A 19,027-nucleotide genomic window follows, 5' to 3' on the forward strand; every position below is an offset into this window, starting at 1 on the left:
CGTACGGGTGGCGGACAACAACCCGGTCATACCGCTGCGAAGCGGACGGTCCGGGTGGTCGGGTCGGCCTTCGTCAGCCGGACGTCGATCACCCGGCCGAGCGGCAGCCGGCCGACGGCGCCGTGCGGGCCCTCGGCTGTGCCCGGGCCCGCCTCCGCGCCCGGGGCGTCGCAGCGGGCCCGGACGGCGGGGTCGCGCAGCTGCACGGTGCCGACGGCGGGCCGCTTCTCGTCCACGTCGATGACCACCGCGGAGAAGTCCTCGCCCTCCCGGCCCGCCAGCAGCTCCGCCTCCACCAGGTCCACGCAGGCGCGTTCGACCTCGCCCGCGCGGCGGTCCCCGCTCGCCATCAGCGCCGGCACGGACGGCAGCGCCTCCCGCGTCCACTCCGGCACGTCCTCCCCCGCCGCCACCGCCGCGCACACCTCCTGCGCGAAGCGGTCGCCGAGCCGGCGCAGCGGCGCGGTGCAGTGCGCGTACGGGGCGGCGAGCGCGGCGTGGCCCGGCTCGGCGGGCGCGGGCAGGCCGCGGGACTCGTCGAAGGCGTGGTAGCCGGCGCCGCGCAGCAGGCTCGTACAGGCGTTCAGGAAGGCGGCGTTCAGCGGCACGTCCGGGTCCAGGGAGCGGATCAGCTCCGGGTACGGGAGCGCCTGCGGCCAGTCCACGTCCAGCGCGGCGGCGATCCGGCGCAGCCGCTCGTACCCGGCGGCGGGCGCGACGGGCAGGGTGCGCAGCAGGCCGACGCCCGCGTCCAGCATCAGCTCGGCCGCAGCCATGCCGGTGAGCAGCGAGATCTGGGCGTTCCAGCCGTCGGCGGGGCCGGGCGCGCGGTAGCCGAGGACGTAGCCGTGCAGGGTCTCCTCGACCTCCTGTTCGGGCACCGGCAGGCTGATCCCGCCCCGGGCTCGTTCCTGTTCCTCGCGCAGCCGGCCGACGGTGGCGAGCAGGGCGAGCTGCTCGTCGGCTCCGCCGAGGTCCACCGCGCGCTCGACGGCGGCGTAGTCCAGGCGGCGGTGCGAGCGGACCAGGGCGCGGTGCAGGTCGGCGAGGACGACGGCGCCGTCGGCGTCCAGGTCCAGTTGCCAGAGCAGGGCGGGCCGGGGCTCGCCGGGCAGCAGGCTGGCGGCGTCCTCGGAGATCCGGGTGGGGTGCAGGGGGATCCGGTGGTCGGGGAAGTAGAGCGTCTCGACCCGGCGACGGGCCTCGGCGTCGATCGCGCCGCCGGGGCGCACGAAGGCGGCGACGTCGGCGATCGCGTAGTACACCCGGTAGCCGCCGCCGGCGCGGTGGGTGAGGTGCATGGCCTGGTCGAGGTCGCGGGAGCCGGGCGGGTCGACGGTGAACAGCGGCAGGTCAGTGGCGTCGTACTCGGGCAGCCGGGGGCGCTCGGCCGCCTCCTCCGCCTCGGCCAGCACCGCCTCCGGCCACTCGGTGTGGATCTCCAGGCGGGTGCGGAGTTCGGTCAGCTCGGTGTTGATCCGGGCGGAGTCGGCGGCCTTGACGCGCAGTTTTCGGCGAGGCATGGAGGCAGCGTAGGGCGAATCGGGTGATTCCGGACGGAGGCTCAGCGTCCCAGCAGGGACTTCAGGTCCTTTGCCGCGAGCGCGACCGCGTCGTCGTACCCGCCGGTGGCCAGCCGCAGCATGAACGCCACGGCGTCGTCCGGGTGCGGGTCCGTGTACGGCTCGCCGTTGTAGTCCAGGAACAGCAGCATCGCCTCGAAGGCGGTGCGCTTGTTGCGGTCGATCAGGGGGTGGTTGCGGGCCAGGCTCTGCCCGAGGGCGGCTGCCTTGGACCACAGGTCCGGGTAGGCGTCGCCGCCGAACAGGCTCGCCTGGGGACGGGCGATCGCCGAGAGCAGGCCGCCGAGGTCGCGGATGTTCTCCGGACCGCCGGCGAGGTAGGTGACGTCCTCCAGGTCCAGGTACTCGGTGTGCGTCGTCACAGGTCTCTGAGCCTCTCCAGCGTCTCCGCGTTGGCGGCGCGGATCCGGGCCACCATGGCCGCCCGGCGCTCGTCCTTGCTCGGCCGGGCCTGCTCGGTGAGCGCCTCCGGCACCTCGGACTGGCGGACCTCGAAGGCCAGCTCGGCGGTGTCCGACCCGCCCGGCGCCTCCGTCACCCGCACCCGCCCGGCCATCACCGCCTGCGCCGTCGCCCGCAGCGCGAATTCCAGCGCCCGCCGCGTCTCCTCCGGCAGGCCTGCGGGCAGCCGCACGGACAGGGACTCCTCCACGGCGTCGCCGTCGTCGGGTACCAGGTCCAGGGGTCGCAGGGTCATCTCGATCACTCTCCTCGCTGCTCACGGTAGTGGCGGGCGCGGGATGTTCCCACCGGTTTGCCCCGCCGCCACCGTCTCCTTCAGGGGGTGGCGGCCCGGCGGGGCGGGTGGGGCCCGGTGTAAGGGCTCGTACGGTGGACGCACAGGGAACTGCGCGAAGGGGGTTCGGGCGATGAGCGGTGTGGTGAGGGCGACCGGGGTCGTGGTGTCGGGGGCGTTGGCGGCGACGGGGGCGTTGCACGCGGTGTGGGCGGTCACGCCGTGGCCGTTGAAGACGCCGGAGGAGTTCGCGGACACCGTCGTGGGCGCGGGTGAGGGGGTGCCGCCGGCGGCGGCCTGTGTCGCGGTGGCGGGGCTGCTGGGGGCGGCCGCGTACCTGGTGGGGGCGGAGGCCGGGGTGCTGCCGGAGGCGGGGTCGCGGCGGTTGCGGCGGGCCGGGGTGCGGACGGTGGCCGGGGTGATGCTGGCGCGCGGGATCGGCGGGGTGGCGCTGTTCGGCACCGTGATCGAGCGCTCGGAGCGGTTCACGCGGCTGAACCGCCGGTACTACTCGCCCCTGTGCGTGGCCTTGGGAGCCGGAGCGGCCGCAGTAGGGTGGCGGGGTTCGTCCGCCACAAACTGTTGAGGAGTCCGCTGTGCTGGTGCTGTTGCCGCCCTCGGAGGGCAAGGCCGGGTCCGGGGACGGCGGGCCGGTGGCGCTGGACCGGCTGTCGCTGCCCGGGCTGACGGCGGCGCGCGGGGCCGTGCTGGACGCGCTGGTGGAGCTCTGCCGGGGTGACGAGTCCACCGCCGCCGAGGTGCTGGGCCTCTCCCCCGGCCTGCGCGGCGAGATCGCCAAGAACGCCGGCCTGCCGACGGCGGGGGCCCGCCCGGCGGGCGAGGTGTACACCGGGGTGCTGTTCGACAACCTCGGCCTGGCCACCCTGGACTCCGCCGCGTACGACCGGGCCGAGCGCTCACTGCTGGTCTTCTCCGGCCTCTGGGGCGCGGTGCGGATCTCCGACCGGATCCCGTCCTACCGCTGCTCGATGGGCGTGAAACTCCCCGGGCCGGGGGCGCTCGGGGCGTACTGGCGGAGCCCGATGGCCGCCGCGCTCCCGGAGGTGGCGGACGGGCTGGTGCTGGACCTGCGCAGTTCCGCATACGCGGCGGCCTGGAAGCCGGCCGGCGAGGTGGTCGCCCGCACCGCGACCGTCCGGGTGCTGCAGGAGCGGGGCGGCAAGCGCACCGTGGTCAGCCACTTCAACAAGGCGACCAAGGGCCGACTCGTCCGGGACCTGCTGGTCGCCGGGGCCGAGCCGAAGACGCCCGGCGAGCTGATGGACGCGCTGCAGGAGCTGGGCCACCGGGTGGAGCTCGCGGCGGAGGGCACGGCCCGCAAGCCGTGGCAGCTGGACGTGGTGGTCACCGAGGTGCACTGAGCGGCGCCGACCCGGTGCACCCCGGGCCGACGCGGGTGCGCGGCCGGTCGGCACCGGAGCGCGGCGGTCGGCACCGGAGCGCGGTGATCAGCGCAGGTGCGAGGTGTCGTTGAGCAGCCGCAGCAAGGCGTTGCCGTCCGCGTAGTACTGGACGGCGCAGAGCGAGGCGGCGCTCAGCTCCATCCGGTACATCGAGTCCGGCGGTGCGCCGAGCGCCAGCCGGACCAGCGTCTTGATCGGGCTGACGTGCGAGACCACCAGCACGGTCTTCCCCGCGTACCGGGCGATGATCTTGTCCCGGGCGACGCCGGCCCGGTGGGTGAGGGTGGTGAAGCTCTCGGTGCTGCCGGTCGGCTTGGCCTTGGCGGAGCCGAGCCAGGCCGCCAGGTCCTCCGGGTGGCGCTCCTGCACCTCGGCGAAGGTCAGGCCCTCCCAGTCACCGAAGTCGACCTCGCGCAGCCCCTCCTCGTACCGGACCTCCAGGCCGAGCCGGGCGGCGACGGTCTCGGCGGTCTGCCGGGTGCGGCGCATCGGGGAGGCGACGACGGCCTGGATGCTGCCGCGCGCGGCGAGCGCCTCGGCGGCCCGCTCGGCCTGCCAGCGGCCCCTGTCGGAGAGCTCCGGGTCGCTGCCGCCGCTGCCGGAGAAGCGCTTCTCCGGGGTGAGCGGGGTCTCGCCGTGGCGCAGCAGGACGAAGGTGGTCGGGGTGCCGAGGTCGGCGGGGGCGGCCCAGCCGGCCTTGGGGGCGGCGGTCTCCAGCGGCGGCTCGTCGGCGACGGCCGGGGCCTTCGGCCTGGGCTCCCACTGGCGCCCGGCCTTGCCCGCGTCCATCGCCTCGTTGGCCAGCCGGTCGGCGTCCTTGTTCCGCTCGCGGGGGATCCAGGTGTACGTGACCCGGCCGCGCGGGAGGACGGTCCGGGCCTCGGCGGCGAGCGGCTGCATGTCGGGGTGCTTGATCTTCCAGCGCCCGGACATCTGCTCGACGACGAGCTTGGAGTCCATCCGGACGTCCACCGAGGCGTCCGGGTCGAGCTCACGGGCCGCCTTGAGCCCGGCGATCAGGCCCTTGTACTCGGCCACGTTGTTGGTGGCGTGGCCGATGAACTCGGCGGCCTCCGCGACGATCTGCCCGGTGTCCCCGTCACGGACCACCGCGCCGTAGCCGGCCGGCCCCGGGTTGCCCCGGGACCCGCCGTCCGCCTCGACGATGAAGCGCGCCGCCACCGAATCAGACGCCCGAGTCGGCGGTGCGGACCAGGATCCGCGAGCAGTTCTCGCAGCGGACGACCTTGTCGGCCGGCTCGGCCTTGATGGCGTTCAGCTCGGTGATCGAGAACTCGGTGCGGCAGCCCTCGCAGCGGCGCTGGTAGAGGCGGGCCGCGCCGACGCCGCCCTGCGTCTCGCGCAGCTTGGTGTACAGCTTGAGCAGGTCGGCCGGGATGACGGCGGCGATGGTCTCGCGGTCGCGCTTGACCTTGTCGGCCTCGGCGTCGATCTCGGCGAAGGAGGCGTCGCGGCGGCCCTCGGCCTCGGTGAGGACGACGGTGGAGTGCTCCAGGCGGGCGGACAGCTCCTCGACCCGGGTCTGGGCGCTCTCCTGGCGCTCCATGATCTCCAGCACGACCTCCTCGAGGTCGCCCTGGCGCTTGGCGAGCGAGCCGATCTCGTGCTGGAGGTTCTCCAGGTCCCTCGGCGAGGTGATCGCGCCGGAGTCCAGGCGCTGCTGGTTGCGGGCGGCGCGGGTGCGGACCTGCTCGACGTCCTGCTCGGCCTTGGTCAGCTCGCGGGCGGTGTCGCCCTTCTGGGCCTCGGCGGCGACGACGAGGTCCTTGAGCGCGGTGTGGTCGGCGGAGGCCTTGTCGATCTCGGCGTGCTCGGGCAGCGTCCGGCGCCGGTGGGCCAGCTGGTCGAGCTTCGAGTCGAAGGCCTGGAGGTCGAGCAGGCGGGTCTGGTCGGCGGGCGCGGCGTTCAAGCGGAGAGCTCCTGTGAATCGGGGCAGGCGGTGAAGGACATGGGGGCGTGCGCGGTCCACGGGTCGGTGACCCGGTGGGAGACCTTGGTCTCCACGGCCCAGCCGCCCTTGTCGGCGGCGGACTGCAGGGCGCGCTCGGCCAGGCCGAGCCAGGGCCACTCGGTGGCCCAGTGGGCGGCGTCGACCAGCGCGACGGGCGCCGCCTCGGCGGCCTCGGAGGCCGGGTGGTGGCGCAGGTCGGCGGTCACGTAGGCGTCGGCACCGGCCGCCCGTACGTCGGCGAAGAGGCTGTCGCCCGAGCCGCCGCACACCGCGACCCGGCTGACCAGCCGGTTCGGGTCGCCCGCGACGCGGACGCCGGCGGCGGTGGCGGGCAGGCCCTTGGCGACCTGCGCGGCGAACGCGGACAGGGTCAGCGGGGGCTCCAGCAGGCCGATCCGGCCGGTGCCGCGACGGCCCAGCGGGTCGGTCGGGTCCGGCACCAGCGGGCCGGTCACCCGCAGGCCCACCGCCTCGGCGAGCGCGTCCGAGACGCCCGGGTCGGCGTGGTCGGCGTTGGTGTGGGCGACGTGCAGGGCGATGCCGTTGGTGATCAGCGTGTGCACCACCCGGCCCTTGAAGGTGGTGGCGGCGACGCTGGTGGTGCCGCGCAGGTAGAGGGGGTGGTGGGTGACCACCAGGTCGGCGCCCCACTCCACGGCCTCGTCGACGACCGCCTGGACGGGGTCGACGGCGAACAGGACGCGGTTGACCTCGGCCTGAGGGTCTCCGCAGACCAGGCCGACGGCGTCCCAGGACTCCGCCCACTGCGGCGGGTAGACCTCTTCGAGCGCGGTGATGACGTCGGACAGTTTCGGCACCTGTCGAGACTACCGTGCGCGCGGGGGCGGTCGGGCCTCGGCCGTTCGCCGCACCGGTCGGCGCGCCCCGTCGCGGCTGTTCGGACGGGGGTGCCGCCGGCGTACGGATACGCGTCAACCTGCGGCGGAGGCGCGCGGGCCGCCCCGCGCGGGCCGTGCGCGCCGGTGCGCCCGGCGCCCACTGCTCACATCGGGGCTCTCGTACGAATTCGAAACCGCCTTTGGACCACCCTTACGAGTGAAGTGACCGGCTCGGCGTTGAACCGCCGGTTTTCTCGAAACTAACTTCAGTCCTGCGAAAGGGAGTTGCCCCAGTCGCCCCGGCTGACGGGCGGGGCGGGCACCCCGTCGGCGCGGGCCTGGGCCCCGCCGGTCAAGAGGCGCGGCCTCATCGCCCCCGGAGGGGCGGCAACAGACGAAGGGATGTGGTGGCGAATGAGCGCGGGCACATCGCTGCGTACTGCCGGGGGCCAGGGGTCGGCGGGGCGCGGACCGGATGCGGCCGGTTCGTGGCCGGAGACGACGCGGACGGCGCTGGCCGGTGCCGGCGGCCGGGGAGGCGACGGCGGCTGGAACGTCACCGTCGGCGGCTTCTGGTGCACGGCCAGGCCGTCCGCGTCCTCACCCCTGCCCGAACAGGGGTGGAAGCTCCATGTGAGCGCGGCGTCGGTGGTGGGCGAGGAGGTGCTCTCGGCGGTCGTCCGGGTGCTCGCCGAGGACCCGTGCAGCTTCAAGTTCGCCGCCGCGCAGGAGCGGCTGAGCCAGCTCAACTCCCGTAACAGCGACCGTGGTTCGGCGGGAAAGTTCATCACCGTCTATCCGGCGGACGACGCGCAGTTCCAACGGCTGGCGGCCGAGCTCGACCGGGCCACCGCCGGGCTGCCGGGGCCGGTGGTGCTCTCCGACCGCCCGTACCGGCCCGGGAGCCGGGTGCACTACCGGTACGGCGCGTTCGCGCTGCCGGCGGAGCTGGGCAACGACGGGGAGTACCGGTCGGTGCTGCGCGGGCCGGGCGGGGAGCGGACCGAGGACGTGCGCGGGGGATCGTACCGGGCGCCGGGGTGGGCGCGGGATCCGCTGCGCGCCGAGGCCGGTTCGGCCGGGGCTTCGGGTGCGGGTGCGGCTGCAGGTGCGGTTTCGGGCGTGGCTTCGGTTGCGGGTTCGGCTTCGGGCAGGCGGAAGGGCGGCGTGCTGCTGGCCGGGCGGTACGCGGTGACCGCCGCCGTGCGGCACGGCGCCAAGGGCGGGGTGTTCCTCGGCCGGGAGGCGTCGAGCGGCGCCGAGGTCGTGGTGAAGCAGGCCCGGGCGCACATCGAGGTCGACCGCGCGGGCACCGACGCCCGCGACGCGCTGCGTCACGAGGCCGCGCTGCTCGACCGCCTGGACGGGCAGGACCTGGCGCCGCACGCGGTCGAACTGATCGAGCAGGACGACTCCGTCTTCCTGGTGCAGGAACGAATTGCCGGACAGCCGCTGGGCAGCTGGGTCACCGCCCGACTGCGACGCGACGGCAGCCCCGACGTCGACTGGGCCGAGGCCGGGCCGGTCGCGCATGCCCTCCTCGACCTCGTCGAGCGGGTGCACGCCCAGGGCCTGGTGCTGCGCGACCTCTCCCCCGGCAACGTCATGGTCCGCCCGGACGGCACGCTGCGGCTGGTCGACCTCGAACTGGCCGCCGAGGTCGGCCGGGCCGCCGGATCGGCCGGCACCCCCGGCTACCGCGCCCCCGAGCACGGGCCCGGCCGGCTCGCCCCCGCCGGCAGCTGCGTCGCCGACCCGGCCGTCGACCTGTACGCCCTCGGCGGGCTGCTCTTCCTCCTGGCCACCGGCCACGACCCGCTCCTGCCGGACGACCTCCCGCAGGCCCGCCCGGTCGCCGAACGCCTCGGCCGCTGGCTCGCCCTCGCGGCGCGGACGGGAACGACCGCGCGCCGCCTGGCTCCGACGATCCTCGGGCTGCGGGCCGAGGAACCGGAGCAGCGGTGGAGTGTCGCGCGGGTGCGGGAGTCGCTGCGCGAGGACGCGGGCCCGGGGGGCCGCGCCGCGCGACCCACCGCCGTCACGTCGCTCTGGCACGCCTCCGCCCGGCACGCGTCCGCCCGGCAGGGCGCCGCTCGTGCCGCCGCCGCTCCCGGGGCCACCGCTGACGACGCCCCGCCGCCCGACCGCCTCCTGCTCGACCGCCTCCTGCACGACGGCCTGCGGCACCTCGCCGCCACCGCCACGCCGGAGCGGCGGGACCGGCTGTGGACCGTGGTGCCCGCCGGTGAACGCACCGATCCGTGCAATGTGCAGCACGGCGCCGCCGGGGTGCTGGCCGTGCTGGCGCGGGCGGTCGCCGCCGACGCGCTGCCGGACGCGGTACGGGCGGAGGCGGCGCGGACGGCCCGGACCGCTGTGAGCTGGATCGAGCGGCGCATCGCGGCCGAGCCGGTGGTACTGCCAGGGCTGCACTTCGGGCGGTCGGGGACGGCCTGGGCGCTGCTGGACGCCGCCCGCGTGCTGGGCGACACCGCGCTGGCCGACCGCGCCGCCGGGCTCGTTCGCCGGATCGCCGTCGAGTGGCCCAACCCCGATGTCTGTCACGGCGCTGCCGGCGCCGGATTCACCCAACTACGGTTCGCCGCAGAAGACTTCGATACTCCGGACTTCCTCGACCGGGCTGCTCGCGGCGCCCGCGCCCTGCTCGCCGCCGCCCGCCGCGAGCCGTACGGGACGGTCTGGCCGGTGCCGAGGGACTTCGACTCGGCGCTCGCCGGGATCACCCATCTCGGCTTCGCCCACGGCGTGGCCGGCGTGGGCGCCTTCCTCCTGGCCGCCGCCGAGGCGACCGGCGACCAGGCCCTGCTCACCGGTGCCGCCGAGGCCGGGCGGACGCTCGCCGCGACCGTACGGTGGAGCGATCGGCAGAACGGCGAGCGGCAGAACAGCGAGCAGGGCACCGCGCAGGTCGACGGGCAGGGGACCGCCTGGTGGCCGCAGAGCGCGGCCGATCCGGAGCACATCCGGCTCGCGCACTGGTGCAGCGGCTCCTCCGGCACGGGCAGCTTCCTGCTGCGGCTCTGGCGCGCCACCGGCGACGCCGAAGCGCTCGGCCTGGCCCGCGCCGCCGGCCGTGCCGTGCTGGCCGCCCGCTGGCACAGCGGGGTGAGCGCCTGCCACGGGCTGGCCGGCGACGGCGAGTTCCTGCTGGACCTCGCCGAGGCCACCGGCGAGCCCGGATTCCGCACCGGCGTCGAGCAGTTGGCCACCCTCGTTGCCGCCCGGGCGGCCCTGCGCGACGGTCTGCTGGTCCTCCCGGACGAGACCGGCACCGGCTGTGCCCCCGCCTACGGCACCGGCACGGCAGGCCCGTTGGCCTTCCTGCTGCGACTGCGCCACGGCGGCCCCCGGCTCTGGCTGGACCCGGCGCCACCCGTCGTACGCCAACTCCCGTCCGCTGGAGGCGGGGTGAGCGGAGCATGAACGTGGCCATCCGGACCATGACACAGGCCCTGCGCCGGCTGAGCTTCACCTTCGCCGCCGACGGCAGTCACGCCGCCTGCCTGGCCGCTTCCGCCGACAGCGGCTGGTACGTGGAGAGCTGGCGACTGCCACAGGACGGCACGCCGGCCGCGCCGCTCGCGCTGCCACTGTCCGGCAACCGCTCGGAGAGCCTGCGCTCGCAGCTGGTCGCGGTGCCGGACGGCTCGGTGCTGGTCTGCCGGCACGACGGCGAGCGGCACGACCTGGTCCGCCTTCACTACGGCGAAACCGCCACCGTGGAGCAGCCGTTGGCCTCCCTCCGGATGGCCGGGCTGCGTCTGCTGCCGCTCCCCGTGGCGGCCGGCGCCGACCTCCGGACGCCGGTGGCGATCGCCCTCGGCACCGACACCCGACCGGCGACCACCGCCTGGCTGGTCCGGACGGACGGCAGCGAGCCCGAACGGGTCGCCGAGATCCCGGGATTGCACGGCGGCGGCGCCTGGCTGGACCACACCGGCGCGCTGCTCGCGCTGGACCGGGTGAACGGCGGCCTGGTCCGCAGCGTGGTGCTCGACCTGCGCAGCGGCACCACCACCCCGCTGCTGGAGATCGGCGAGCGCAGCAACGACCGCCTGGTGCTGTTCGACCCGGACAGCCGGTTCGCGATCGTGCGCAGCGACGCCCCCGGCACCGACCGGCTCGGCTGGGGCGTCCTCGGCGGCGGCGAGCCGCTGCGGTTCCCGGAGTGCCTGCACGTCGCGGGCATGTTCCTGCGGCCGGTGGCACTGCGGCGGGGGGCGGACGGCCCCCGGGTCGCGGTGCAGATCGACCACGGTGCCGGGTCGGCGCTCGCCCTGTGGCGGCCGTCCACCGGGCGGCTGGACCCGCTGCCGGTGCCGCCCGGGCGGCTCGGCGCGGTCGGGCACTGGGACGCGGCGGGGCTGCGGCTGCCGTACTCCTCCCCCGACCACCCGGCGGCGCTGGCCACCCTGGACGTGGACGCGCTGCTGGCGCACGGCCCGGCGCCGACCAGTGGCCCGATGCCGCTGCCCCTGCAACTCGCGCCACTGACCTCGGGATTGCCGGGCCCGTGGCGGGGCACCGTACTGCCCTGGCAGCCCGGCGCGGCGCCCGGCGTCCGGATCCCACCGCCCGGCTGGCGACTGGACGGCAGCACCCCGCCCGGCGAGGGCGGCCGCTGGCATCCCGCGCAGAGCCTCGAACTGGCGGGCCCGGCAGGTCCGTTGGAGGCCGTGGTGTACGGCGGCGACACCTGGCTGAGCAGCCCCCACCTGGTGCTGGCGCTACACGGCGGCCCGGCCGACGCCTGGCGGCTGGAGTTCGACCCGGCACTGCAGCGGATGGCCGCCGAGGGCCTGGCGGTGGTCGCACCCAACCAGCGCGGTTCCACGGGCTACGGCGTCGCGCACGCGCTGGCCATCCGGGGCGCCTGGGGCGGGTCCGACCTGGACGACGTGCTGTACCTGCTGGACGGCATCGCCGGGCAGCGCGCGGCACTCGGCCTGGAGCCGCCCGCGCTGTTCGGGGTCAGCTACGGCGCGTTCCTGGCGCTGCTGGCGGCCGCGCACGCGCCGGCCGGGCAGGTCGCCCGCTGCGCGGTGGTCGCCCCCTTCCTGTCCGGCGCCCGACTGCTGGCCGAAGCGGCGCCCCCCGTACGGGCGTTGACCACCCGGCTGGGCGGCGGCGAGCCGATCGCCGACGCCCGCGGCCCGCGCGACGTGCTGCAGCTCGCGCACCGGCTGAGCGCACCGCTGCTGGTGGTGCACGGCAACCGGGACGAGGTGGTACCGGTCAGCCAATCGCGGTCACTGCGGCATGAGTTGCTGCGGATCGGCCGGGTCGAGGGCGAGGACTTCCGGTACGTCGAGGCGGCCGGGTCCGGGCATGAGGTGCTCGCCGAGGAGGGCGCCGCCGTCCTGCACGAGCTGCTGGCCGCGTTCCTGCGGACCGGCCGACCGGGCTGAGCCGCCCGCATCCCACAGACTCCCGGGCCCGCCGAGGCCCGGGCACACCCCGACGCGGTGGATGGAGACCGCCCGGGGTGCGACACCCGACGCCCCGCACGCAGAGCGCGGCGGGCGTGACCTCAAGGGGAGGAAACGATCATGGAGAACATGGTGGACTTCGAGACCGACCTCGCGGCGCTGCAGGATCTGCCGGAGACCGAGTCCGTCGAGCTGACCGGCCACGGCAACGGCTGCCAGTACACCTGCCTCATCCTGACCTGTCTGCTCTTCACCGTCAGCTGAGCCACCGGCTCGGCCGACCGCTGATCGGGCGGTAGTCACCGGGTGCCGTCCCTGCCTGTCCGGACAGGCAGGGACGGCACCCGTCTTCTTCTTCCCCCTGCGTTCCGACACGTCCCCGTACGTTCCGACTCTCCGACGGAAGCCCCCGGTTGCAGGTCGAACTGCGGGGCGTGGTGGTGCGCGACAGCGACCGGGTGCTGCTCGGCCCGCTCGACCTCACCATCCCCGGCGGCCGTACGGTCGCCCTGGTCGGACGCTCCGGCTCCGGCCCGCCGCTGGTGTCCGGGTTGTTCGTCGCGGCCGCCGTCGACCAGGGGTTCCTGGCCGGGCGGCCTGGACGGCGGGCGGGGGTTGTCGGCCCGGCACGGCGATCTTCAGGTGCTGTCCCCGCTCTACCGCGAGCTGGTCGGTCACTGGCTCGGTTCCGGGCCCCGGACCAGGGCGGGTCTCGCGTCGTGATCTCGATAGGATCTCGCCCGTTCCGGCCGTTATGGTGGCCGGGCCGCGATCACCGGCTACGGGCGCGTACCGAGTGCCCGATCGGGGACCCGACCGCGCGCCACCGGCGTCGGCCGGGCGCCGATGACCAGCACCCTCCGCACGGAAGACGATTTCTCATGTCCGACACCCTCACCGACATCACCGGCCACGCGTTCAACGGGACCGACGCCGACGAGAAGACGGCCGGGGACTCCGCGCACGGCCGTCACCGCGGCCGCTCCGCCGCCGACGACAGCTCGGAGTCCGACCCGCACGGCCGCCACCGCGCGGCCGCGGCGCGGGGCTGATCCCACCCGCGTCACGCCCCGGGCAGCACGCGACGCGCACCGGGCCCGCCGGGAGAGCAACGCTCCCCGGCGGGCCCTCGTCCGTCGGAGCATCAGTCCGTGCGTCAGTTCCTGCGTCAGTCCACGTGCCAGTCCGCGCGCCGGGCCGTACGTCAGTCCATCGTCACGACGGTCCGCAGCGCCTCGCCGCTGCGCATCTGCGCGATCGCCTCGTTGACGTCCGCCAGGCCGACCCGGTGGGTGATCATGCCGTCGAGGTCGATCCGTCCGGCCCGCCAGAGGTCCACGACCAGCGCGATGGTGCGCCGGACCGTCGCCCCGCCGTAGAGCGAGGGCAGCAGGCGCTTCTCGTTGAAGAACAGCTCGCCCATGGTGAACTGCGCGAGGTCGTCCTGGGCGCCCGCGCCGATGACGACCACCGCGCCGCCGCGCCGGGCCGCGTCGTAGCCGGCCCGGACGGTGGCCGCGCGGCCGACCGCCTCGAAGACGTAGTCGAAGCCGCCGCCGGGCAGCTTCTTGGCCACCGCCTTCAGCTCCTCGGGGGCGATCGCCTCGGTGGCACCGAAGGAGAGGGCGCGCTCGCGGCGGGAGGCGACCGGGTCGACGACGGTGATCCGGCCGGCGCCGCAGACCCGGGCGCCCTGCACGGTGGCCACGCCGACGCCGCCCGCCCCGATCACCGCGACGGACGCGCCGGGCTCGACCTTGGCGGTGTTCACCGCCGCGCCTATGCCGGTCGTCACCCCGCAGCCGATCAGCGCGGCGACCTCGTACGGGAGGTCGGCGGGCACCTTGATGAGGGCGTCGGCGGAGACCACGACCTCGTCGGCGAAGGCACCGGTGCCGTAGAAGCCGGAGGCGCTCAGGCCGCCTTCCTCGATCCGGAAGCCCGGCGCGCCGAGCCGGCGCAGGCTGGTGACGCAGAGGTGGCCGCGATCCTGCGCGCAGTGGTCACAGCGGCCGCAGGGGGCCATCCAGCAGAGCACCACGCGGTCGCCGACGGCGAGGCCGGTCACGCCCTCGCCGACCTCCAGCACGTCTCCGGCGCCCTCGTGCCCGGGGACGAACGGCGCGGGCTGCGGCAGGACGCCGCTCATCGCGGAGAGGTCGGAGTGACACAGGCTGGCGGCACGCATCCGGACCCGGACGCTGCCTTTTCCGAAGCCGACCGCGGTCACGTCCTCGCGGACGTCGAGGGTGTCCTGGCCGGTCTTGTGCAGGACGGCTGCGCGCATGGGGCTGCTCCCTGTGTGCATCGCGTGACGCGGAGTGGATCCTAGGACGGGGCCGATTCTGACATGGCCTCCGCAATATCAGGAGAACAGGTTTCAAAAGGGTGGGCAAAGAGCCGAAAGCCCGGGCTCGCCGTTTCCGACCCCGCCAAGGCCGCGTCCAGGCCCCCGCCAAGGCCCGCGTCCAGGCCCACGTCCGGGCCCACACCCAGGCCCGCGTCCGGGCCCGCCGACACCGCCACCGCTACCGTCCAGTAGGGTCCGACCACGTCCGTCCCCGTCCCGACCCGAGGAGCATCGCATGTCCGACCTGCTGCAGAGCGCCTGCCCGGCGCCCGAGGTGCTGGCGGCGTTCGAGGCGGCCACCGGGTTCATGCCGGTGGACGAGGGGCTCGCGCTGTACGCGGCGGCGGTGGCGGTGGCCCGCGACACCGGCCTGCCCGTGCTGGAGATCGGCACCTACTGCGGCCGCTCGGCGATCCTGCTGGCGGCGGCGGCCCGGGAGGCCGGGACGGTGGCGCTGACCGTGGACCACCACCGCGGCTCGGAGGAGCAGCAGCCCGGCTGGGAGTACCACGACCCGACCCTGGTCGACCCCGAGGTCGGGCTGATGGACACCCTGCCCCGGTTCCGCCGCGCCCTGCACGCCGCCGGGCTGGAGGAGCACGTGGTGGCGCTGGTCGGCCGCTCGCCGCGGATCGCCGCGCTCTGGGGGCGCCCGCTGGGCCTGGTGTTCATCGACGGCGGGCACACCGACGAGCACGCGACCGGTGACTACGAGGGCTGGGTGCCGCACCTGGCGCCGGAGGGCCTGCTGGTGGTGCACGACGTCTTCCCGGACCCGGCGGACGGCGGCCAGGCCCCGTACCGGGTGTACCTGCGGGCGCTCGCCGAGGGCTTCGAGGAGGTCTCGGTGACCGGTTCCCTGCGCGTCCTGCGCCGCTCCGCCCGCTGACCCGGGCCCCTCGACAGCCCGCAGACCCCCTCCAAACCCCCGCACACCCCCCACGGCCCCTCGGATCCCCCAAGCCGCCCCACGGCCCCGCACCGATGCTCTAACGTCGTGCCGGGGCTGTCCGGCGCGGATTCGAACGGTACGGTGGCCGCGCAGCACCAGGCAGAGCATCGGCGGACGGTGGGGGCCAGCAGCGACATGACGGACCAGCAGAACACCGCTCCGGCGGTCTGGGACCCGACGGCGCGCGGCGGTGCCGGCGGCTGGGTGCGCGGCCCGCAGCGCCCTGCCGGCACCGAGCCCGCCCCCGAGGCCCCCGCGCCGGGCACCGCGTACACCGCCGCACCCACCACCCCGTACACCGCCGCACCCACCACCCCGTACACCGCCGCACCCACCGCACCGCAGCCGGCGGCGGCGCCGCAGTCCCCCGCCGACCCCCGCCTCGACCGGGCCGACCGGGCCGTCCCGCCGCCCGTGCCCGGCGCCGTCGGCGACCAGGGCCCGCCGCTGGGCGCCCGCCCGTACCTGGCCACCGCGCCCGGCTACGACCCGCCGACCGCCCCGATCCCCCGCGCCGCCGCCGCGCAGCCCCCGGCAGCCCCTCCCGCGGCCTCGCCGTTCCCCTCCCGCGCGACCGCGCAGCAGCAGCCCCCGCAGGGCTACGGCTACCCCCAGCCCCCCGCCGCCCCGCCGCAGCCCCCGTACGGCGCCCAGCCCGGCTACCCGGCCCCTCACGAGGCCGACTACCCGACCGCCTACCCGGACGACGACGGGGACCGCCCGGCCAACCGCAAGGCCCCGCTGCTGATCGGCTTCGCCCTGCTCCTGGTGCTGGCCATCGGCGGCGGCCTGCTGTTCGCCGCCCGGGGCAGCGACAAGAACGGCCAGGCCGCACCGGCCCCGACGGCCGCCCCCACGGCCGGCTCCGGCAATCCGCCGCCCGCCTCCGCGCCCACCGGCACGGACGCCGCGCCGAGCGGCGCCGCGAGCACCCCGGCCTCGCCGACCGCCGCGCCGTCCCCGACCGCGACCGGCGCCGGGCCCAACGCCCAGGCCCAGGCGCAGGCGCTGGACGGCCTGCTCAGCGAGGGCGAGAGCGCCAAGGCCCCGATCGGCAGCGCCGTCGCCAAGGTGATCAGCTGCCCGTCGAAGGCCGACATCGAGAGCGCGGCCCAGGTCTTCGACGGCGGCGCCAACCAGCGCACCGCCCTGCTGACCAAGCTCGGCAAGCTGACCCTCACGGACGTGCCGGGCGGCACGGACGCGCTGAACTCGCTGAAGTCCGCCTGGCAGTTGTCCGCCGACATCGACAAGGCGTACGCGACCTGGGCGCGCGCCGTCGCCACCCAGGGCTGCTCCGGCAGGGCCCCGACCACCCAGGACAAGAAGCACGCGGACGAGCTCAACCCGCAGGCCACCCAGGCGAAGACGGACTTCATGACCAAGTGGAACCCGATCGCGATCAGCTACGGCCTGACCCCGCGAACCCAGGACAGGATCTGACCGACCCGTGACCGGCACCGCCCCCCGACCGCCCCGCCGTTCCACCCTGCTGCGCGTCACCACCGTGGTGGCCGCGGCCGTTCCGCTCTGCACGGCGGGCTGGCTGGGCTGGCAGGCCCTCGACCACTCCGGTCCGGCGGGCGCCACAGCCGCCGCCTCCGCCCCGGCCGACCCGCAGGGCACCGGCGCGCCGACGGGCGCCGCCGACTCCGCCTCGGCGCCCCTCACCCCACCCGTGGCGCCGCCGCCGACCCCCGACGCCCCGACCCCCGACGCCCCGGCGGCCGACGCGCCCGCCGCGACGCCGTCGCAGCCGCCGGCCGCCGCGCCGACCGGCACCCCTGCCCAGGCGAACAGCCTCGCCGGTCGCACCGTCCTCCTCGACCCCGGTCACAACCCCGGCAACGTCGCGCACTCCGCCGAGATCAACCGTCAGGTGGACATCGGCAACGCCCGCAAGGAGTGCGACACCACCGGGACCGAGACCAACGCCGGCTACACCGAGGCCGAGTACACACTGGACGTCTCCCGCCGGGCCCGCGCGATCCTGACCGCCCGGGGCGCCAAGGTGGTGCTGGTGCAGGACGGCGACCGCCCCTGGGGCCCGTGCATCGACGAGCGCGCCCGGGCCGGCGCCGACGCGCACGCCGACGTCGCGGTCTCGGTGCACGGGGACGGCGGCCCGGCGAGCGGCAGCGGCTTCCACGTGATCATGCCCGCCAAGGTGGTGGCCGGGAAAGCGGACAACTCGTCGATCGTCGAACCCTCGCACCGGCTCGGGCTGCTGTTGCGCGACCACTTCCACACCGCGACCGGCGAGCCGTACGCCGACTACATCGCGAGCCAGGGCCTGGACACCCGCTCCGACCTGGGCGGCCTCAACCTGTCCACCGTCCCCAAGGTGTTCATCGAGTGCGGTAACATGCGCAACTCGACGGACGCGAAGCGGATGACGGACCCTCAGTGGCGCCAGCAGGCCGCCCAGGGTATCGCCGACGCGCTGACCGCGTTCCTGACGACTCAATAGAAGACTCGAAGTCCCAGTAGGGAAGTTGAGCCGCACACCCCGGCGGACGGTGCTCCGCCCGGCCCGCGTGGTTTGCAACGACTTCGCCCCATTCCCGGTCCCGCCGTGCACCGGCAGGACGGTTGGGCCTAGGCTTCTGGTCCGTTCGGGAGTTTCGGCCGGTCAGCCTGACCGCACGAACCACCGTCCACGACACGTCAACGAGGGGAACGTTAGTGAATCTGCGCGCTCTCACCAGGGGAGACGCCGCCGTCGCAGGCGCGGCCGTCCTGCTCTTCATCGCCTCCTTCCTGCCTTACTGGACCGTGAGCTGCGCCGGCCGGTACTGCGGACCCGACGCCTCGCAGAACGCGTGGAGCACGGAGCTGTTCCCCATCCTGCCCTCGATCTACCTGCTGGGCATCGCCGCCGCAGTGCTGATCCTGGTGCAGCGCTTCCAGGGCAAGGACGCGGCCAACCGTCAGGTGCTCGGCCTGCGGCTGGACCAGTGGGGCATCGCGTTCGCCGTCGCGGCGCTGTGGACCTCGATCTGGTCGCTCGGCGGCGGCCCGTCCGGCGGCAGCATCAGCCACGGCTTCGGCGCCTGGCTCGGCTTCATCGCGCTGATCGTGCTCGCCGGCGCGGCCGCGGCGAGCCCGCTGGTGCCCGCGCTGAAGGCCCCGCTGGTCTCCGACCGCCCGGCCGCCCCGTACCAGGGCGGCTACCCGGCCCCGGGTCAGCCCGGCCACCCGGGTGCGCCCGGTCAGCCCGGCCAGTACGGCTACCCGGCCCAGGGCCACGACCCGGCGTTCGGCGCCCAGGGCGGCTACGGCTTCCCGGCCGCCGGCCAGCCGCAGCCCGGTCAGCTCGGTCAGCCGCAGGACGCCGGCGTGCCGGCCCCGCAGCCGACCCCGGCCGCGCAGGCCGCCCCGGCGGCGGACTTCCAGCCGTTCTGGTTCGCCGTCCCGTCCCCGCGCCAGCTGGCCCCGAAGGACAACCCGGCCGGCGCCCCGATCGGCGAGGTCGTGCCCGGTACCTGGTACCTGGCCGTCGAGCAGCGCGGTGCCGCGCTGGTCGCGCAGCTGGCGGACGGCACCCAGGGTGTGCTGACCGACACCACGGGCCTCCAGCGCGGCTGACGTCCTCGGACGCGCACACGGAAGGGGGGGGGCCCGGGGTGCCGGGCCCCCCCCGGCGCGGGGGGGCGGCCCGCCCCGGCGTGCCGGGCAGCGGTGGCGGAGCACCCCTGAGGGACCCCCCCCCCCGCCGGGG

General features: G+C 75.6%; 17 protein-coding genes. 10 read left to right on the plus strand and 7 right to left on the minus strand.

Annotation, left to right across the window (positions count from 1 at the left end; genetic code table 11):
• Window positions 1–26: 26 nt before the first annotated feature.
• From ACIBEC_RS08080 to ACIBEC_RS08090, 3 genes are read right to left on the minus strand one after another with little or no spacing between them, the layout of a single operon-like run.
• Window positions 27–1,523, minus strand: coding sequence for an RNB domain-containing ribonuclease (locus tag ACIBEC_RS08080; protein ID WP_360492702.1), 1,497 nt, complete (start codon window positions 1,521–1,523; stop codon window positions 27–29).
• A 41-nt stretch (window positions 1,524–1,564) separates the two neighbouring features.
• Window positions 1,565–1,945: a type II toxin-antitoxin system death-on-curing family toxin gene (locus ACIBEC_RS08085; RefSeq protein WP_360492705.1), complete on the minus strand. Its 381-nt coding sequence runs from the start codon at window positions 1,943–1,945 to the stop codon at window positions 1,565–1,567.
• Window positions 1,942–2,280, minus strand: coding sequence for a hypothetical protein (locus ACIBEC_RS08090; RefSeq protein ID WP_360492707.1), 339 nt, complete (start codon window positions 2,278–2,280; stop codon window positions 1,942–1,944). The genes ACIBEC_RS08085 and ACIBEC_RS08090 overlap by 4 nt, the downstream gene beginning before the upstream one ends.
• A 172-nt stretch (window positions 2,281–2,452) precedes the next feature.
• On the opposite strand from ACIBEC_RS08090, the gene ACIBEC_RS08095 reads away from it, so the two are divergent.
• Window positions 2,453–2,905, plus strand: a complete 453-nt coding sequence (locus ACIBEC_RS08095; protein ID WP_360492710.1) for a DUF3995 domain-containing protein — start codon at window positions 2,453–2,455, stop codon at window positions 2,903–2,905.
• 10 nt (window positions 2,906–2,915) lie between these two features.
• Window positions 2,916–3,701, plus strand: coding sequence for a peroxide stress protein YaaA (gene yaaA, locus ACIBEC_RS08100; protein ID WP_360492713.1), 786 nt, complete (start codon window positions 2,916–2,918; stop codon window positions 3,699–3,701).
• An 87-nt stretch (window positions 3,702–3,788) separates the two neighbouring features.
• On the opposite strand, the gene ACIBEC_RS08105 is transcribed toward yaaA, so the two are convergent.
• Genes ACIBEC_RS08105 through ACIBEC_RS08115 form a run of 3 tightly spaced genes read right to left on the minus strand, consistent with a single transcriptional unit; the run spans window position 3,789 to window position 6,533 of the window.
• Window positions 3,789–4,925, minus strand: a complete 1,137-nt coding sequence (locus ACIBEC_RS08105; protein WP_360492716.1) for a bifunctional RNase H/acid phosphatase — start codon at window positions 4,923–4,925, stop codon at window positions 3,789–3,791.
• 4 nt (window positions 4,926–4,929) lie between these two features.
• Entirely contained in the window at window positions 4,930–5,673 is a 744-nt protein-coding gene (locus ACIBEC_RS08110) for a C4-type zinc ribbon domain-containing protein (RefSeq protein ID WP_360492719.1), read from the minus strand.
• Window positions 5,670–6,533, minus strand: coding sequence for a Nif3-like dinuclear metal center hexameric protein (locus ACIBEC_RS08115; protein ID WP_360492722.1), 864 nt, complete (start codon window positions 6,531–6,533; stop codon window positions 5,670–5,672). Before ACIBEC_RS08115 ends, ACIBEC_RS08110 begins: the two co-directional genes overlap by 4 nt.
• A 435-nt stretch (window positions 6,534–6,968) precedes the next feature.
• Here ACIBEC_RS08115 and lanL point away from each other — a divergent pair, with 435 nt between their 5' ends.
• The 4 genes from lanL to ACIBEC_RS08135 all read left to right on the plus strand — a co-directional run bounded on the left by lanL (window position 6,969) and on the right by ACIBEC_RS08135 (window position 13,056).
• Window positions 6,969–9,998: a class IV lanthionine synthetase LanL gene (gene lanL / locus ACIBEC_RS08120; protein WP_360492724.1), complete on the plus strand. Its 3,030-nt coding sequence runs from the start codon at window positions 6,969–6,971 to the stop codon at window positions 9,996–9,998.
• Entirely contained in the window at window positions 9,995–11,983 is a 1,989-nt protein-coding gene (locus ACIBEC_RS08125; protein ID WP_360492727.1) for an alpha/beta fold hydrolase, read from the plus strand. Before lanL ends, ACIBEC_RS08125 begins: the two co-directional genes overlap by 4 nt.
• 141 nt (window positions 11,984–12,124) lie before the next feature.
• The gene (locus tag ACIBEC_RS08130; protein ID WP_350630852.1) at window positions 12,125–12,268 is read left to right on the plus strand and encodes a VenA family class IV lanthipeptide; all 144 of its coding nucleotides are present in this window, start codon (window positions 12,125–12,127) and stop codon (window positions 12,266–12,268) included.
• A 617-nt stretch (window positions 12,269–12,885) separates the two neighbouring features.
• Complete coding sequence (locus ACIBEC_RS08135) at window positions 12,886–13,056, plus strand: hypothetical protein (protein WP_360492731.1); 171 nt, start codon at window positions 12,886–12,888, stop codon at window positions 13,054–13,056.
• A gap of 152 nt (window positions 13,057–13,208) precedes the next feature.
• Here ACIBEC_RS08135 and ACIBEC_RS08140 read toward each other — a convergent pair whose 3' ends face one another.
• Window positions 13,209–14,291: a Zn-dependent alcohol dehydrogenase gene (locus ACIBEC_RS08140; RefSeq protein WP_360492734.1), complete on the minus strand. Its 1,083-nt coding sequence runs from the start codon at window positions 14,289–14,291 to the stop codon at window positions 13,209–13,211.
• Window positions 14,292–14,589: 298 nt separating this feature from the next.
• Between ACIBEC_RS08140 and ACIBEC_RS08145 the strand changes: the two genes are divergently transcribed.
• The 4 genes from ACIBEC_RS08145 to ACIBEC_RS08160 all read left to right on the plus strand — a co-directional run bounded on the left by ACIBEC_RS08145 (window position 14,590) and on the right by ACIBEC_RS08160 (window position 18,894).
• Complete coding sequence (locus ACIBEC_RS08145; protein ID WP_360492737.1) at window positions 14,590–15,243, plus strand: class I SAM-dependent methyltransferase; 654 nt, start codon at window positions 14,590–14,592, stop codon at window positions 15,241–15,243.
• Between the two features lie 198 nt (window positions 15,244–15,441).
• Window positions 15,442–16,749 (plus strand): hypothetical protein, encoded by a 1,308-nt coding sequence (locus ACIBEC_RS08150; RefSeq protein WP_360492740.1) that lies wholly within the window; start codon window positions 15,442–15,444, stop codon window positions 16,747–16,749.
• Between the two features lie 7 nt (window positions 16,750–16,756).
• On the plus strand, window positions 16,757–17,776 hold the full coding sequence (locus tag ACIBEC_RS08155; RefSeq protein ID WP_360492743.1) for an N-acetylmuramoyl-L-alanine amidase: 1,020 nt from the start codon (window positions 16,757–16,759) through the stop codon (window positions 17,774–17,776).
• A 215-nt stretch (window positions 17,777–17,991) separates the two neighbouring features.
• Complete coding sequence (locus tag ACIBEC_RS08160; RefSeq protein WP_360492746.1) at window positions 17,992–18,894, plus strand: hypothetical protein; 903 nt, start codon at window positions 17,992–17,994, stop codon at window positions 18,892–18,894.
• The last annotated feature ends 133 nt before the right edge of the window (window positions 18,895–19,027 follow it).

Source organism: Kitasatospora sp. NPDC051164, assembly GCF_044455625.1.
Classification (GTDB): Bacteria; Actinomycetota; Actinomycetes; order Streptomycetales; family Streptomycetaceae; genus Kitasatospora.

What these genes read in the sequence shown, in the direction of transcription:
- ACIBEC_RS08080 (WP_360492702.1), bottom strand. Translation starts at nt 1,523, where the DNA reads ATGCCTCGCCGAAAACTGCGCGTCAAGGCCGCCGACTCCGCCCGGATC.
- ACIBEC_RS08090 (WP_360492707.1), bottom strand. Translation starts at nt 2,280, where the DNA reads ATGACCCTGCGACCCCTGGACCTGGTACCCGACGACGGCGACGCCGTG.
- ACIBEC_RS08095 (WP_360492710.1), top strand. Translation starts at nt 2,453, where the DNA reads ATGAGCGGTGTGGTGAGGGCGACCGGGGTCGTGGTGTCGGGGGCGTTG.
- lanL (WP_360492724.1), top strand. Translation starts at nt 6,969, where the DNA reads ATGAGCGCGGGCACATCGCTGCGTACTGCCGGGGGCCAGGGGTCGGCG.
- ACIBEC_RS08125 (WP_360492727.1), top strand. Translation starts at nt 9,995, where the DNA reads ATGAACGTGGCCATCCGGACCATGACACAGGCCCTGCGCCGGCTGAGC.
- ACIBEC_RS08130 (WP_350630852.1), top strand. Translation starts at nt 12,125, where the DNA reads ATGGAGAACATGGTGGACTTCGAGACCGACCTCGCGGCGCTGCAGGAT.
- ACIBEC_RS08135 (WP_360492731.1), top strand. Translation starts at nt 12,886, where the DNA reads ATGTCCGACACCCTCACCGACATCACCGGCCACGCGTTCAACGGGACC.
- ACIBEC_RS08140 (WP_360492734.1), bottom strand. Translation starts at nt 14,291, where the DNA reads ATGCGCGCAGCCGTCCTGCACAAGACCGGCCAGGACACCCTCGACGTC.
- ACIBEC_RS08145 (WP_360492737.1), top strand. Translation starts at nt 14,590, where the DNA reads ATGTCCGACCTGCTGCAGAGCGCCTGCCCGGCGCCCGAGGTGCTGGCG.
- ACIBEC_RS08150 (WP_360492740.1), top strand. Translation starts at nt 15,442, where the DNA reads ATGACGGACCAGCAGAACACCGCTCCGGCGGTCTGGGACCCGACGGCG.